Annotated in this window: 19 protein-coding genes; 17 read left to right on the forward strand and 2 right to left on the reverse strand. The window is 32.9% G+C overall.

Annotated features, from left to right (window positions below; all coding sequences use genetic code 11):
- Positions 1-88 precede the first annotated feature (88 nt).
- Positions 89-910 (forward strand): nitroreductase family protein, encoded by an 822-nt coding sequence (locus tag CPHY_RS05140; protein ID WP_012198996.1) that lies wholly within the window; start codon positions 89-91, stop codon positions 908-910.
- Between the two features lie 132 nt (positions 911-1,042).
- Here CPHY_RS05140 and CPHY_RS05145 read toward each other — a convergent pair whose 3' ends face one another.
- Both CPHY_RS05145 and CPHY_RS05150 read right to left on the reverse strand, forming a co-directional pair.
- Positions 1,043-1,744, reverse strand: a complete 702-nt coding sequence (locus CPHY_RS05145; protein WP_012198997.1) for a (Fe-S)-binding protein — start codon at positions 1,742-1,744, stop codon at positions 1,043-1,045.
- A gap of 26 nt (positions 1,745-1,770) precedes the next feature.
- Positions 1,771-3,069, reverse strand: a complete 1,299-nt coding sequence (locus CPHY_RS05150) for a DUF4317 domain-containing protein (RefSeq protein WP_012198998.1) — start codon at positions 3,067-3,069, stop codon at positions 1,771-1,773.
- 225 nt (positions 3,070-3,294) lie between these two features.
- On the opposite strand from CPHY_RS05150, the gene CPHY_RS05155 reads away from it, so the two are divergent.
- From CPHY_RS05155 to CPHY_RS22290, 16 genes are all read left to right on the forward strand, one after another.
- Complete coding sequence (locus tag CPHY_RS05155; RefSeq protein WP_012198999.1) at positions 3,295-3,705, forward strand: helix-turn-helix transcriptional regulator; 411 nt, start codon at positions 3,295-3,297, stop codon at positions 3,703-3,705.
- Positions 3,702-4,283 carry an ATP-dependent Clp protease proteolytic subunit gene (locus CPHY_RS05160; protein WP_012199000.1) on the forward strand — a complete coding sequence of 194 codons (582 nt, stop codon included), beginning with the start codon at positions 3,702-3,704 and terminating at the stop codon, positions 4,281-4,283. The genes CPHY_RS05155 and CPHY_RS05160 overlap by 4 nt, the downstream gene beginning before the upstream one ends.
- A gap of 267 nt (positions 4,284-4,550) precedes the next feature.
- Complete coding sequence (locus CPHY_RS05165; protein WP_012199001.1) at positions 4,551-5,594, forward strand: alpha/beta fold hydrolase; 1,044 nt, start codon at positions 4,551-4,553, stop codon at positions 5,592-5,594.
- A 407-nt stretch (positions 5,595-6,001) separates the two neighbouring features.
- On the forward strand, positions 6,002-6,715 hold the full coding sequence (locus CPHY_RS05170) for a LytR/AlgR family response regulator transcription factor (RefSeq protein WP_012199002.1): 714 nt from the start codon (positions 6,002-6,004) through the stop codon (positions 6,713-6,715).
- Complete coding sequence (locus tag CPHY_RS05175; RefSeq protein ID WP_012199003.1) at positions 6,712-7,440, forward strand: sensor histidine kinase; 729 nt, start codon at positions 6,712-6,714, stop codon at positions 7,438-7,440. The genes CPHY_RS05170 and CPHY_RS05175 overlap by 4 nt, the downstream gene beginning before the upstream one ends.
- 235 nt (positions 7,441-7,675) lie before the next feature.
- Positions 7,676-8,176: an ATP-binding cassette domain-containing protein gene (locus CPHY_RS05180; RefSeq protein WP_041703230.1), complete on the forward strand. Its 501-nt coding sequence runs from the start codon at positions 7,676-7,678 to the stop codon at positions 8,174-8,176.
- On the forward strand, positions 8,176-8,589 hold the full coding sequence (locus tag CPHY_RS05185) for an ATP-binding cassette domain-containing protein (protein WP_041703233.1): 414 nt from the start codon (positions 8,176-8,178) through the stop codon (positions 8,587-8,589). Before CPHY_RS05180 ends, CPHY_RS05185 begins: the two co-directional genes overlap by 1 nt.
- Positions 8,590-8,692: 103 nt before the next feature.
- Entirely contained in the window at positions 8,693-9,709 is a 1,017-nt protein-coding gene (locus CPHY_RS05190; RefSeq protein WP_041703236.1) for an ABC transporter ATP-binding protein, read from the forward strand.
- Complete coding sequence (locus tag CPHY_RS05195) at positions 9,691-10,497, forward strand: ABC transporter permease (protein WP_012199005.1); 807 nt, start codon at positions 9,691-9,693, stop codon at positions 10,495-10,497. Before CPHY_RS05190 ends, CPHY_RS05195 begins: the two co-directional genes overlap by 19 nt.
- Positions 10,498-10,500: 3 nt before the next feature.
- A complete protein-coding gene (locus tag CPHY_RS05200) occupies positions 10,501-11,313 on the forward strand; it encodes an ABC transporter permease (protein WP_012199006.1) in 813 nt (270 codons plus the stop codon).
- A 115-nt stretch (positions 11,314-11,428) separates the two neighbouring features.
- Positions 11,429-11,923: a DUF3201 domain-containing protein gene (locus tag CPHY_RS05205; RefSeq protein ID WP_012199007.1), complete on the forward strand. Its 495-nt coding sequence runs from the start codon at positions 11,429-11,431 to the stop codon at positions 11,921-11,923.
- Between the two features lie 173 nt (positions 11,924-12,096).
- On the forward strand, positions 12,097-12,273 hold the full coding sequence (locus tag CPHY_RS21620) for a hypothetical protein (RefSeq protein ID WP_157668656.1): 177 nt from the start codon (positions 12,097-12,099) through the stop codon (positions 12,271-12,273).
- Positions 12,274-12,537: 264 nt separating this feature from the next.
- Positions 12,538-13,290 (forward strand): exodeoxyribonuclease III, encoded by a 753-nt coding sequence (locus CPHY_RS05210; protein ID WP_012199008.1) that lies wholly within the window; start codon positions 12,538-12,540, stop codon positions 13,288-13,290.
- A 318-nt stretch (positions 13,291-13,608) separates the two neighbouring features.
- Positions 13,609-14,355, forward strand: coding sequence for a hypothetical protein (locus CPHY_RS05215; protein WP_012199009.1), 747 nt, complete (start codon positions 13,609-13,611; stop codon positions 14,353-14,355).
- Positions 14,356-14,624: 269 nt separating this feature from the next.
- Positions 14,625-15,062, forward strand: a complete 438-nt coding sequence (locus CPHY_RS05220; protein WP_012199010.1) for a DUF4362 domain-containing protein — start codon at positions 14,625-14,627, stop codon at positions 15,060-15,062.
- A 185-nt stretch (positions 15,063-15,247) separates the two neighbouring features.
- Entirely contained in the window at positions 15,248-15,382 is a 135-nt protein-coding gene (locus tag CPHY_RS22290) for a hypothetical protein (protein WP_012199011.1), read from the forward strand.
- The last annotated feature ends 63 nt before the right edge of the window (positions 15,383-15,445 follow it).

Genomic DNA, 15,445 nt, shown 5'->3' on the forward strand with positions numbered 1-15,445 from the left:
AGAAAATATATGTCATCATAGGAAGATAAGAATCTATTTTGAAAAAATAATTTTATAGATATCTAAGAGAGTTATTAGGAGAAGAACTATGATGATAGTAAATAAAGAAAAATGTATTGCATGTGGTCTGTGCATAAACGATTGTCCTGCAAGATGTATAACATGGAAAGATAACAAGGCGTTTGTCGTAAATAAAATATGCATTGAATGCGGACATTGTATAGCTATATGCCCTAAGTTCGCCGTTTCAACAGAAGAAGATAAAATGAAGGAAGTTATCCCCTATAAGGAAGAAACCTTTCATATAGAACCGGAAAATCTTTTAAATTTTATTAAATTCAGAAGGTCAATTAGGCAATTTAAAGATCAAGAGGTGGAGATAGAGAAACTAGAGAAGATAATAGAAGCAGGCCGTTTTACTGAAACTGCCAGAAATCTTCAAGATGTTTCTTATATTGTAGTCAGAAAAGATATTGATAAACTTCGAATATTAGTAATGGAAAGATTATATCATATGGGTCAACATATTCTAGAAAATCTGACTCAGGAAACCATGTCCATTAAAAAATACGCAAAGATGTGGGTTGATATGTATGAAGCGTATCAAAAAAATCCAAATATTGAGGATACAATCTATTTTAATGCTCCAGCTTTAATATTAGTGGTATCGCCAACACCGATTAACGGAGGATTAGCTTCCACGAATATGGAATTAATGACGAATGCATTAGGGCTTGGTACCTTCTATAGTGGATTTACGGTTCGAGCTGCAGAAGATAATCAAAAGATAAGAGAGTTTTTAGAACTAAAAGAAGACGAACAAATCATTTCTTGTCTTGCGATAGGTTATCCAAAGGTTAACTATCTAAGAACAGTACCGCGTAATGACGCTAAGATTACTTGGTTATAGTAGGAAAGATTCAATACAGAAAATAATAATATGCCGAAGCCCGAGAATACCCCGGGACTTCGGCGTTTTTTATATAATTAGGACAACAAGGTCTTTCGAAGTGAATCAATATAGATTGGGACTTCAAAGGCGTCAGTGAGAATCAATATATGTTTGTAATGTATCATGGTATTTCACCAAATCAATTTCCTGAGGTTCGGTTTCTTCACCTAGCAGTAGATCCACCATATAGCGTGCAGTTTTGCCACCGATGGTCATCGATTTAATGCAGGATACGCAGTAAACTGCTACATCTTGACAGGGCATTTGGGCTGCGCGATTTTTCTGAAATTTGTGGACCTCTTCCAAAGGAATGCGGTTATAAAAGTTGTCACCGCAGCAGATGGAATTGGTTCCGTTAAATTGGGATTCAACAACCTCAATTCCCATTTTGTGCAGCAGACTACGCACCGCAGCATGGACCCGCGGCTTTGAACGGAACGAGCAGGAGTCATGGACTGAAAGAGTCAACCCTTCGTAGTGGGGAAGTGAAAGCTCAGGTAACTGGTCTAGTAGTTCCCATAGGGAGATGGTCTGAATGCCTTCATAAAGAGATCGAAACCGTCTGTCACAACCAGCGCAGTTGTTGATGATGGTAGCGCCCTTGGGAAGCTGAGGGTCATGATGGCAACAGATGCTGTGGAGTTTTACTGGCCCCCAATAACGGTTGAGAAGCGATAGTATCTTCTCGCTAGCGTAAGGCTTGTAAATACTCAAAGCACAGCCAGGGTTAAACCAACAATTTTTTATGTCAATCTGGGAAAGACTGATGCTGGGAAGTCGAAGTTTTGTCATGTATATGTGTCTCCTTTATTAATTTCTTATAATAAATCAGTTACTCCATTTACGTTAGCTTGCTCGTTATCCTCCATTGGAATAACAATGCACTTTTTACCATCAATGATTTGCGAAGTAATTTGTTGCATTTTTTGTGGCTTAACTTTAAGGATAACATCGAAGTTACTGTTTGCGGAATCGTCAGAAGAGTCGGTATCTATGTTATCAGAATCCACTTGATCAGTTATGTTACCATTTTCACGGGTTACCGCTACTTCTTCTAATTTTTTTTGTAATTTAATTACTTGCTCGGTGAGCTCTTGCTCTTTTCTTTTTTGAGCACTAGCAGCAAGTATTTTATTGTCAATCAAATGATCAACTACTGGTGGCATATCAGCAAAATTTTCAGCATAGGAAGTTTCGATTTTTGCTGTAACCTCTTCTGGTAGACCACTCGCAGAAAGGATGTCCTGGATAGAATCATTGGTAAGAAATAATGGTTCTTGATCTTGCTTGGTATCCTTATATTCAGATTGCTCATCTACCATCTGATTCAGTGTTTCCTGTATTTCCATGAATACTGCTTCACTTTTTTGTTCATCATTTATCGCATTACAGATAATTGTTTGGAATGTATTTTTCTGCTCGGTAGCAGTTTGTTTCACTGGACAGCCTAGAACCAATTCCATAAACTCTTTATGAGGTTCTTTTGTGTCTTTGGTAAAGTATAAGACAGAATGGATGTCAGAGCTTCGATCAGAGAATGCCGGAAAAACAAATCCAGTATCAGGTGCATTCACGATCCAATCTCGATTACGAGGCCCGATTCGATTTTCTATTTCTAAATATCCAAGGCCTGCTTTCGAAAGTGAAACAGGGCAGACAGCACATATCAGATAATCATATACTTCCTCTGATTCATCCAATTTAGCATTATCGGAAGTTTTCGTCATAACATCATAGGAGTCATGGAAAATCAGGATAAGATAATTCCCTGTATAATCATAATTATCAATGATTAATTGATAGAAAGATTCTAGCAAAGCGCTATTTTTTAATTTGCTTTCTTTTAACCCCATAAGGAATTGCTGCTTACCACCTGCATTTTCTTCTTCAAGTGGGAATTCAAGCTCTAATAAATTGTTACCTAGGGTACCAGATAATGTTTTATTGGCTATCTCCAAATATTTAAAGAATTCCTCATCTTTTAAATTTAAGAATGTTTCTTCTAGATTTAATACGATTTCTTTTTCTGCATTTACATAACAACCACACATTCTAGAAAACGTACAGTCATTTTTTTTAAGTCGTCTTTTTAATTCTAATACATCTTTTTTTGTCATAGGAACCCTCCGAATAAAAACTTGTACAATACTCATCTTCCAACAATTATACGACATAATAAAAAAATTTGCTATTCTAAGCTCAATAAATAATGTACGAAATTTTTAATGAGATCTATAAGATTTTAATATTTTTGTAGATTTAAAGAAGATAAAACCGCTCTTTTTATTAAGACATCAAATTAGAAAAAGAGGTATAATAGGGTTATTATTAGGAGGTGTCAAATGAGTGTAAGTATATCGAAAGTGAAAAAGTATATTGAAGAAAATTTTAAGGATGACATAACTCTTGATGATATAGCGAAGAATGTTGGATATTCAAAATATCATCTAAATCGTATGTTTCTTGAAAATACAGGTCTAACAATCCATAAATATATATGCGAAAGACGATTAACAGAGGCTGCTGATTTATTACTCTATACCGATCAATCGATCGTTGATATCGCATTAAGTATTGGATATACTTCACAACAGGCTTTCACATTGGCATTTAAGCAAATGTTTGATTGTACACCATATAAATATAGGATTAGTACAATGACATTTGTTTCAACGAAATGCTTGGAAATAAGCCCTTCTAAACGTGACTATGGTGTTAAAATGATTATTTCTTATGGGAGGGTGGCAGCATGAGCGTGGTACCATACGTAATTGAGCAAAACGATCGAAGTGAAAGAAGTTATGATATATATTCTAGATTACTAAAAGACCGAATTATCTTTATCAATGGTGAAGTAAATCATGTTAGTGCTGGCTTAGTAATTGCCCAATTACTTTATTTAGAAGCAGAAGATTCCAAAAAAGATATTAGGCTCTATATTAATAGTCCAGGTGGAAGTATACCGGATGGTCTTGCCATTTATGATACGATGAGGTATTTAAAATGCGATGTTTCCACGACTTGTATTGGAATGGCTGCAAGTATGGGGTCTTTTTTATTAGCAGGAGGTACAAAGGGAAAGCGTTTTGCACTTCCAAATGCAGAGATTTTAATCCATCAACCATCTGGCGGGATACAAGCTCCTGCTCAAGCGACGGATATTGATATTATGAGTAAACATATTTTAAATACAAGAAGACGTGTCAATCAAATTCTTTCAGAAAATACAGGAAAAGAAATTAGCCAAATTGAGAAAGACACAGATCGTGATTATTACATGACAGCGGAAGAAGCATTGAATTATGGAATTATTGATAAGATAATAAAATAAAGGGAGTGCCTGTAGTTGACTTTAGTTATGACTGCAGGCATTTTTTGAGTTATTTGGAAATTGCTCAAATCAAAAAATAGTGGAACATCGTACTAAGAATGCTATCTATAAATAATGATAGTAATTATTGAGGGCGTAGTGTAAAATGGAAAATATTATAAAAATTTATTTAGAATATGATAAGAGAGGCTTTTATGGATACTAAAGATATCGCTCCTTGGGAGTTATGGCAAAAGAAAATAACATGGGAGTAAGAGGAAATAATTTATGATCAAGAAAATTGTTAGGATAATAAAGTGGTTTGGTATAATATTATTGTTACTTGTTGCTACTGGTCTGTGTTTCCCTACGTGGACACCTAAGATAGACAACGAGAACAGTATTAGCGAATTACGCAAAGTTGAGGTGAATGATACCTCACTTGAGGTTATGATACGTGGAAACAATAGAGATAATCCAGTTATTATTTTTGTTCACGGAGGTCCCTGTTGCTCTGAAATACCGTATGTAAAGAAGTATCAAGATTTACTTGAAAAAGACTTTACTATCGTTCATTATGACCAGCGCGGTAGTGGTAAATCATATAAGTTTGGTACAGATTATTCTGACGTTGACGCATCCTTCCATGTGAGGGATTTACTTGCATTGACAGAGTATATAGAGAAATATTTGAACCAAAATCAAGTAATCTTAGTAGGACATTCATATGGAACTTATATAGCCACTCAGGCAATAGCTAAGAATCCTGAATTGTACCGTGCATATGTTGGAATAGGGCAGATGTCAGATACTATAAAGAGTGAATTGGATGGTTTGCAAAAATGTATTAAGGCGGCGGAAGCAAGAGGAAATACAGAGGATGTTATTTATTTGAGTGGATTGGAGAAATCCATTACACAAGGAGAAGGTATCACACCGCGGAATTATGTGAGAAAATACGGATTCGCTGCGAGAAATATTAACGAAAATGAAGATTATTTAAAGGGATTTATTTTTGGTAGTGAATATAATTTATTGGACACCATTCGATTTTATGTAGCATCAATTAAATACCAAGAATCTTTGATCATGGAAGCACTCAAAAATCCAGTTTCTGATATTGTTACAGAGATTAATAAACCTGTGTATTTTGTAATGGGGAAATATGATTGCATGACTTCGCCAGAAGCCGCAGGAGAATATCTAAATATATTAAAGGGGATAGGAACACATGAGTTAGTAATATTTGAGAACTCAGCACATTATCCTCAATTTGAAGAAAAAGAAAAATTCTATAAATGGATGTGTGATACATTCAAAAAAGGAGCATAATAAAAAGCTTTATTTCTAACCCCCAACCCCCTCATGATTGAGGGGCAGGGGGTTGAGAGTGGCGAAGTTACTTTGTTCTTTGATATAATATGCCCATGATGGCTTAACATTCTATTCTGTTTATCTTTATTTTTTTGTAACTTCTTATTTTACATTTCATCTTCATTCTTTCAATAACTCTTATTTTTCTTGATAACTTAAAGCTTTGTAAGTAAAACCACTAAAATCTAGTGAAGCTAACTGCATTAACATAATTGTCACGAAAAATCATAATATGACTTCAAGTATCATAATAGATTGTGAATATGTATAATTATGGATATAATATGTAGAGAAGTTTTTATTTACGATTTAATTTGATATTACATAAACAAATATAGTTAACAAAATATTAAGGGGATTAAATTATGCTAACCATAGGGATTTGTGATGATGAGAAGAAGATTTTGGATGAACTAAAGACTAGTATAGAGTCTATACTGCAAAAACATTCAATGGAAGGAAACATTTTATTATTTCCTAGTGCAAGTACTTTTTTTGAAAGCTACATAAAGAATCCGATTGATATCTTATTATTAGATATTGATATGCCAGAAAAATCGGGAATGGAGTTAGCAAAGGATCTGTCATTAGCAGAGCAAGATACTGTATTTGCCTTTGTTACAAATCAAGAAGCTCTTGTTTATCAGTCTTTTGAATGTCACCCATTTGCATTTTTAAGAAAAGATTACCTTGATGAGGAGTTAGAATCTACGTTACTACGAATGATTGATACTGCTCTTTCGAAAGCGCAAACTTATTCCTTTACTTATCGTGGAGTTATAACCAAGGTGTACATCGAGGATATCGTATATTTTGAATCGGATTTAAATTATGTAAAGTTAGTTACGACAAAAGAGATGTATCGATACCGTGAAACGCTATCTAATTTATGTGAATCTTTTCATGGTAAGAAATTTTTGCGTATTCATAAAGGGTTTTTACTAAATATGAATTACATATACTCCATACGGCAAGAAGAAGTAGAATTAACCAATCATACCGTGTTGCCAATTGGACGAACCAATAGAGAAATAGTAAAGGATCAGCTATTTCGATACCTTAGAGGGATTAGTTTATGATAGGTGGAAAGAAAAACATTTGGAATCAAACCTTGGATCATACAGCTTCTGAACTATTAGCAGAGAAGATGGAGTTAGAATATCAGTATGAGGAGCTGCTTAGAAAATATGAAGAACAGCAATATCAAAAAGAAAAGATAGATCAACTGCATGAAAATACCAGAAGATTAAAACATGATATGAAAAATCATATGCTTGTATTAGCAAATTATTTAAATCAAGAAAATGTGTATGAAGCGAAACAGTATCTATCTAAAGTCTTGGACAAATTAAATCATATCTACACTTACATAGAAACTGGGAATGCAGTTTTAAATTCTTGCATTAATACCAAATTGGAAATGGCTCACCAAATGGGGATTACGTTTAAAGCGGAAATAGAGAATCTTTCTTTTTCAAAACTGGGTAGTATAGATTTAACCGCCTTACTAATGAATCTTTTAGATAATGCCTTGGAAGCTAGTCAAAGAGAAGAGAGGAAAGAAATACAGATACAGATTATTAAAAAAAGAGGGTACGAGACGATCTTAGTTAAGAATTTTATTTCGAATTCTGTATTGCAATACAATAAAGATTTGAAAACAACAAAGACTCAAAACTCAAAAGAACATGGATATGGATTAGTACAAATTAGAAGCATTGTCGAGATGTATCATGGAATGATCGACATATATGAAGAGGAAGGTTGGTTTTGTTGTTTCATTGCGTTTCCATTGTCAGATTAGGATAAAGACCTTATTCATACAGAATACGATATTTCTCATATAGAGAGCTATGTATTTTATGGAACGTTATGTATCCCATGTAACACTATATATCTCATATCGAATGTATCTTTTATATAAAATACTAAATATCCCACACAGGATGCTATATATCCCATACAGGATGCTGTATATCCCACATGAATTGAAAACGCTGACTTTTTATCTATAATGTAGAATATAAAAGGAGGATATTTTGATTATTGCTAAGGATCTTCAACGCGAATTTCATACTAAGAAAGGAATTGTTAAAGCCATTGATGGTATAACATTTCATGTGCCTGAAGGCGAGATAATAGGCATTGTTGGTGAAAATGGAGCAGGTAAAACGACCTTACTACATATGGTTGCTGGACTTTTAGCGCCAACCGATGGATATCTTCGCACGAGGAAGGAAATACCCTATATCTCAAGGAAGGCGTTATCTGAAGATATTGCTGTATTATTTGGGAGAAGCTCCAGGCTTCATGAGCAAATGACTGTGAAGGAATCAATGGAACTTGAAGCGATTTCATATGGGGTTCCCAAGGAGGAATATCAAAGAAAATTATTAATACTAGATCAACTTCTTAGTCTTAGCAAGGTATTTGAAAATCATAAAGAGCAATTATCTCTTGGAGAGCGAATGAGGGCAGATTTAGGAGTGTTATTAATAAGAAATGCAAAACTTATTATATTAGATGAAGCTTTGATGTAATGGTTCGTAATGCAGTATCTGAATATCTTCTGGAACTAACAAAACAAAACGGTACCACAATAGTTTTCACCTCACATGATATGCAAGACATAAAATCGTTGTGTCAACGGTTACTTGTATTAAAAAAGGGAAAAAGCCTTTATTATGGAAGTGTTAATTACGCTATCAACAAATATCAGTCAAGGCGAAGCCTTGAGCTAGAAGTAGATGGGAAGATACCCGATTTATCTGATTTGCCTGTAAAACGATATCAATATCAGAATCAAATCTTAACTATTGATTATGATAGTAATTGTTTATCGACAAAAGTAATAATGAGACATATCTTAGAGCAGACACAGATAAAAAGCGTGAAAACACATCAAGGTGGTTTAGAAGAGGCTATGCAGTCCTTAATGAGTAAAGGAGATTAGGATGAAAAAGCTGTGGTAGAAGTGTGAAGAACTTCACACTGGCTTGGTGCATTGTTTGTGTTGTTGGCTAAATTCGCGGGATTGCGACAGAATGGAGAGTTATATGGAAGATGCATTAATTAAAGTAAATCATGTAAGCAAATCTTTTCGAACTACGAAACAAAACCAGGGGATTTTAAATGCCATAAAGCATATGGTAAAACCAAACTACATATTAAAAAAAGCAGTTGATGATATCAACTTTACAATTAAGGAAGGAGAAATGGTAGGTTTTCTTGGACCAAATGGTTCCGGTAAGTCTACCACAGTAAAGATGCTATCTGGAATTTTGCATCCAGATAAAGGAAGTATTGAAGTGGGAGATTTTATTCCATATCGTGACAGAAAAAAATATGTATCCCAAATTGGAGTTGTATTCGGACAAAAGTCACAGCTTGCTTGGGATTTACCGGTTATAGAAAGTTTTGATTTATTAAAACACATTTATAGAATAGAAGAAAAAAAGTATCAAGATAATCTAGAACGTTTCGTTTCCTTACTTGATATGGGTGAGTTTTTATCACAGCCAGTACGTCAATTATCACTTGGTCAACGCATGAGAGCAGATATTGCTGCGTCACTTTTACATTCTCCCAAAATAGTATTTTTTGACGAACCTACCATTGGTGTAGACGTCGTTGGAAAAGAAAAGATTAGAGAGTTTATCGTTGAGTTAAATAAAACAGACCGAATTACCATGCTATTTACAACTCATGATATGAGAGATATTGAGAAGACTTGTAATAAAATAATTATTATTGATCATGGTACAATGATTTATGATGGTTCATTAGCATCCATAAAAGAACGATATGGAAATACCATGAAAATCGAAGTAACTATGGATAAGTACCAAGAAATCACTAATCTTAAGGATGTAATAATTGAGAATGTTTCTAATCAAGGAGATTATAAGTATCGATTTTTGTTTGATAAAAATAAAGTATCACTGGACTTTTTAATGAAAGAAATTTTAACTACGTATTTAGTAAAAGATTTTTCTATGATAGAACCAGATCTTGAAAGTATCATAAGAGAAATTTATGAAGGAGAGGTAATACTATGTCAAGCAAACCATTAGGAGATATTTATATATCGTTTGCAAAAAAGAAATTTTTAAGTTGCATGGCATACCGATTCGATCATTGGATGACGATTTTTAGTTCAGTTTTTACTGTTATAATTTCCTTTTATCTATACAGCGCATTGTACTCTGGAAATACAGAATTTGATGGAATAACTCTATCGATGGTCGCGACCAATCTTATTATTTCTTTCGTAATTGGGGATGCATTTGCTATGGATGATGAATTTTTACATAATAAGATCAATAACGGTACCATTGCAAATGAATTTTTAAGACCGGTGAATTTTAAGCTACGTATATTAGCAGAAGATTTGGGTCAGACATTTTATAATTTGATATTTCGAAGTGGTCCTGCATTCTTGCTTACAGTATTGTTGATTGATATGGAGCCACCAAAGAGTATTGTTTATCTAATGCTAAGTATCATTGCTTTATTATTCGGATATTTTGTCTGTTGGAATTTAAGTTTTATCGTTCAGACTTTAGCATTTTGGATAATTAATGTTTGGAGTATATCTACTATAAAAGGTGTTCTTTTTAGTTTACTTTCTGGATGTATTTTACCACTATGGTTTTTACCAGATACTGTTCGTACAATTGCCTCTTTCACTCCATTTAGCTCCATTTATTTTGGTACAGTTCAGATTTATCTCGGATTGGTAAATGAACGAGAAATAGTAGCAATCTATTTCAAGCAATGGATTTGGATTGTATTATTATATCTCATAGGAGATTTCTTATGGAGGCGTGGTCAAAAGAAATTGATTGTGCAAGGGGGGTAGGGAATGAAGGATGCAATCACAATGTTTTTTCAATATTCCCGTGTAACTATGAAATCATGGTTTCAGTACCGGGTAGATGCCTTACTACGATCCCTTGCAGTTTTTTTACGTGAAGCGACCGGAATTGTATCAATAGTTTTGGTACTTACAAAATTTGATATAAATGGTATCATTAGCTGGGATGTAGATGAGCTTGTGTTTTTATACAGTTTTTTATTTAGTACCTACGGTATTTTAATTATTTTTTTTACTGGGCTTCGCGACTTTGGAAAAACAATTCAAGATGGTACGTTTGACCGTTTTTTACTGCGTCCACGAGGAGTTTTATTTCAAATCATAGCAAGTGACGCAGATTGGTTTGCTGCGGTTGGTCATGGAGTGTTAGGAGTCGTATTATTCTCATATGCGATAAGCAGAATAGATGTTGTATGGAATCTGGGAAACATCCTATATTTAGCTACGGCTTTTATTGGTGGGATTTTGATTCAGGGAGCAATATTTTTATTTTTTGCAAGCCTTAGTTTTTATTTTGTAAAAGCAAGTAATGTACGTGGAGCATTATTTTGGAATCTACGTAATCTTGCTGGTTATCCACTTAGTATCTTCCCTAAAATGATACAATGCATGTTAATGTATGTTGTACCGTTTGCATTCGTTAACTATTTTCCAGCTCAATATTTACTACGAAATGATGACCTTATCTATTATCCAGAAGTCTATCTATATCTGACTCCACTTATAGGGATTGCTATGTATTTGGGAGCATATTGTTTTTGGAGAACGGCAATAAAGCATTATAAAAGTACTGGAAATTAATAATATTATTTCACTATCTATAGAAAATCCTAGATATAATAATATTTATATTGTTTATACTTGGAGGTTTACTTGATAAGTAAAGATGTTAATCACAAGAACAAGGAGGATTATAGTGGATAAGCTTAAGACGTTAAATGAGATTTACATAGAAATAAATCAAAAGAAGAAGGAATTGATTCATTTTTTTAAGGAAAAAGGATTTCAATACCGATGTGGTTATTACAATCAACATAGTGTTAAGGTAGACAATGAATGGATTACAGAGGAGTATCCGATACCCGTAATATCAATGGAGCAGATAGGTGACCTTGGTATCGATATTAGTCATATTTTTTTTGAGATTGTGGTAACTAGAGAACAGGCATTAACGCTTGACTTTGAGAAGCTTAGGCCTTATCGATTTGAAGTATATGGTGTTGAGAATTTCTTGAATGATTTTTATAATGAGACATTACCATTACAGGATATTAAAAAGAAAATTCGAAGAAGTGATGAAGAATCTATTGGTATTAGTTTTTTCTTTATCATAGATGAACCAGTAGATCAAATTGGTAATGCAGTGATTGATATTCACAAAAAGATAATTCTCAAAGAAAGGTTAATATAGATATACAAGTAGTCCAGGAGCATTAGATGTATAAATAAAAAAGTTTTAAAGTATGGAGTTTATTTTACCTGAATATTCTCACATTCAAACATATGTAAATGTAATTATAATAATTTTAGAAATATATTATCTCGATTTGTTGATATGCTTGGAAAATTGGTTTTGATCAAATAATGCTAGAAGATAGTTTTAATGGTCTTGATTGGGAAGTTAGTGATGATGGTATTATGTATGTTGGTTGTAAAGCTAATTCACAATCAATAAAATATAATGATATTATCCTTAACATAAGACCATATGTTATGGGGTGGACGCCTCAGGTTATTTCAAAGCTATTTGAAAAATTGTGATATCTTACTTTATCAATAATTTTTCTTTCGTAACCTACTATTAATCCTAAGAAATACTTACTGGATGATTGTCTACTCAGAAAAATCCATGTCGTTTCTTCGAGATTTATGTTATAATAGAATAGAAAATGATGATTGTTTACAAAGAAATAGTTTTTCTAAAGATTTAGAAATGACTATTATGAACAGCCTATCATCATTTTTAGAGTTATTAGAGAGGAGTTTATTGTGTAGTTATGATTAGCTGCACGATACAAGATAAATATGAAATTAATATCATGGAATGTAAATGGAATTCGTGCATGTGTTCAAAAGGGATTCTGTGATTTTTTTAAAGAAGTAGATGCAGACATCTTTTGTATTCAGGAAAGTAAACTGCAGGCTGGACAGATAGAGCTTGATTTTGAAGGATATTATCAATACTGGAATTATGCTGAGAAAAAGGGGTATTCGGGTACTGCTATCTTCACAAAGAAAGAACCATTACAAGTTACCTATGGAATGGGTATTGAGGAACATGATAAGGAAGGCCGAGTTATTACGTTAGAATTTGAAGATTTTTATATGGTAACAGTGTATACTCCGAATTCTCAAAACGAATTAGCACGACTCTCCTACCGTATGGAATGGGAGGATGAGTTCCGTCGCTTTCTTAAGAAATTGGAAGAAACAAAACCAGTCGTTGTGTGTGGGGATTTAAATGTAGCGCATAAAGAGATAGACCTTAAGAATCCAAATACAAATCAGATGAATGCAGGTTTTACAATCGAAGAGCGAACAAAGTTTAGTGAGCTGTTAGAGGCTGGGTTTATTGATACGTTCCGTTATTTTTATCCAGATGCCATGGATATGTATTCTTGGTGGTCTTATCGATTTAAAGCGAGAGAGAAGAATACAGGTTGGCGTATTGACTATTTCTTAGCATCCCAAGGATTAGAAAGTAAATTGGTTAGTGCAAAGATTCATTCACAGATTTTGGGATCTGACCATTGTCCAATTGAATTAGAGATAAAGTAAATTCAAAGGGTAAGTAAATAGAGGATTACAACGAGGGTGCTTTATCGTTGTAATCCTTTTTAAAAATAAAGAGAAAATATACATATGTTTTTCTAGCATCCTCGTCAAAGGTTTGACCTTTTAATATGCGGGGCATTATGTTACTACATAAAATAGTTGGAAATGGGGATGGTAGAATCACCAGAAGAAATATCAGAATTTATATTTAAGCATTAAACAATAGATATGGGTTAAATGTATTATGATTAGTTATATGTTGATAGGAATTAGGAAAGTTATTTCTATAAACTATTCAATTCCTTATGTAGAGGTAGGATTATGAAGAAAACACTAATAGATTATAAGGATGCAATTGACAAATTAACCTTAAAAGAAAAATACGAGAAGCAAGAAATCTTAACTAAGGAATTTCTCATCGAAAAAGATGGAGATATCGAAATATATTACGCTCCTCATAATGAGTATAGAAATATAAGAGCAAGGATTTTTATCATTGGTATAACACCGGGGTTTCAACAGATGAGCACTGCGATAGCAACTGCTAAGAAAGGGCTTAATTTGAAGTTTCCAATAGAGCAAATTCAGTATGAATGCAAGGTAGCAGGTCGTTTTAGTGGAGTTATTAGAAAGAATATAATTCAGATGTTGGATGAATTGGAGTTACCTAGCCTTTTAGGTATAAATAGTACAAGTGACCTTTTTTCAAGTAAGGATGAATTATTACACACAGTTTCCTTAATACCTTATTCTGTTTTTTTAAAGAAGCAAAATTATTCTGGACATACTCCAAAGTTACTTAAAAGCAATTTGCTTACAAAGTATATCTATGAAAACTTCCTAGAGGAGTATAATACTCTAAAAGAGAAAGAAAAAGTATTACTGATACCACTTGGACGAGCAGTGGAGGAAGTTCTTATTCAATTAGAAGGGGAAGGACTTATTTCAAAAAATCAAATATTATTAGGTTTTCCTCATCCTTCTGGTGCCAATGTTAACCGAATTACGCAATTTCAGGATAATAAACTTAAGATGATGGATTATCTTCAAAAAAGAGTTTGGAGTTAAAGAGAGATGTTATCGGTCTAAAGATTAAGACTTTTAATTATAAATTTTCAAAAATACACCAATCCCTTGTAAAAACTGGATTAATAACGGTTTTTGAATGAGGTTTAATATTACACTAAAAATGTTTTTAGAGCAATATTATTGAATGAGGTTTAATATACTAAATATGTTTTTTAGTACAAAATTAGATGATATATAATAATATACATCAAATAAGAATAACCTATGAAAAGATAAAGAATATAATAAAAGTAAAACGAGGCAATTAAATGGATTGCAGTAATCCTGTGAAACTATTATTGTCTGTGTCTTTTGACTATACAATTGAGATGGCATACCAAAATAATGATATTTTAAATACTCCGGATGCAAAGTCTATTAACACTGGTAGGCTTAATCTTTTTATAGAGAACGTAAACAATAAGATATCAGACTGTGTATTTATCACCACCTTCGGATTAGATGGTCCACCTACTACAAGTATCTTAAAATTCGATGGAAATACCATTTCCTACACATTTGATAATTCAAGATATAGTAAGATACCTGGTGATATCTCTTCCCATAAAATTAAAAAGATCTATACAGAAAAAAATAAAGATGGTGATAATCTTATCTTTACAAGTTATCATGCAGTTACTTTTGATAATGTTGATTATACAATATTTAACGATTTTGTATTTATTAATGTTAAAAGAAGATATTAGTAACTCATAAGCATTCAAAAAAGGCCTAAATCAATTAATGATTTCGGCTTTTTTAAATTAAATTCTGCTTATAAAGTGAATTTTTAGCATACATAGAATAATTCAGATTGCCAATACTAGTAACGAAATAAATTAATTTTATATTAGAAAAATCATAGCATGAATGAAAAGAAAGGAGGATTTCTATGCCAAAGGATAGTCAACCGGATAATAAAGAAGCAAGAAAAGAAAAAGCTAACGGTCAGACACCAATTACAGCAGAAAATCAAAATCAAAATCCTAATGCTAAAAGAAAGTCAATTCCCAATAATGACGTTTAAATTTTATAATCTCATTCTCGGAAATCCTAGTATTACTTTGTAGTAATTTGGATTTTTTTATAA

The sequence above is a fragment of the Lachnoclostridium phytofermentans ISDg genome, assembly GCF_000018685.1.
In the GTDB taxonomy this organism is placed as follows: Bacteria; Bacillota; Clostridia; order Lachnospirales; family Lachnospiraceae; genus Lachnoclostridium; species Lachnoclostridium phytofermentans.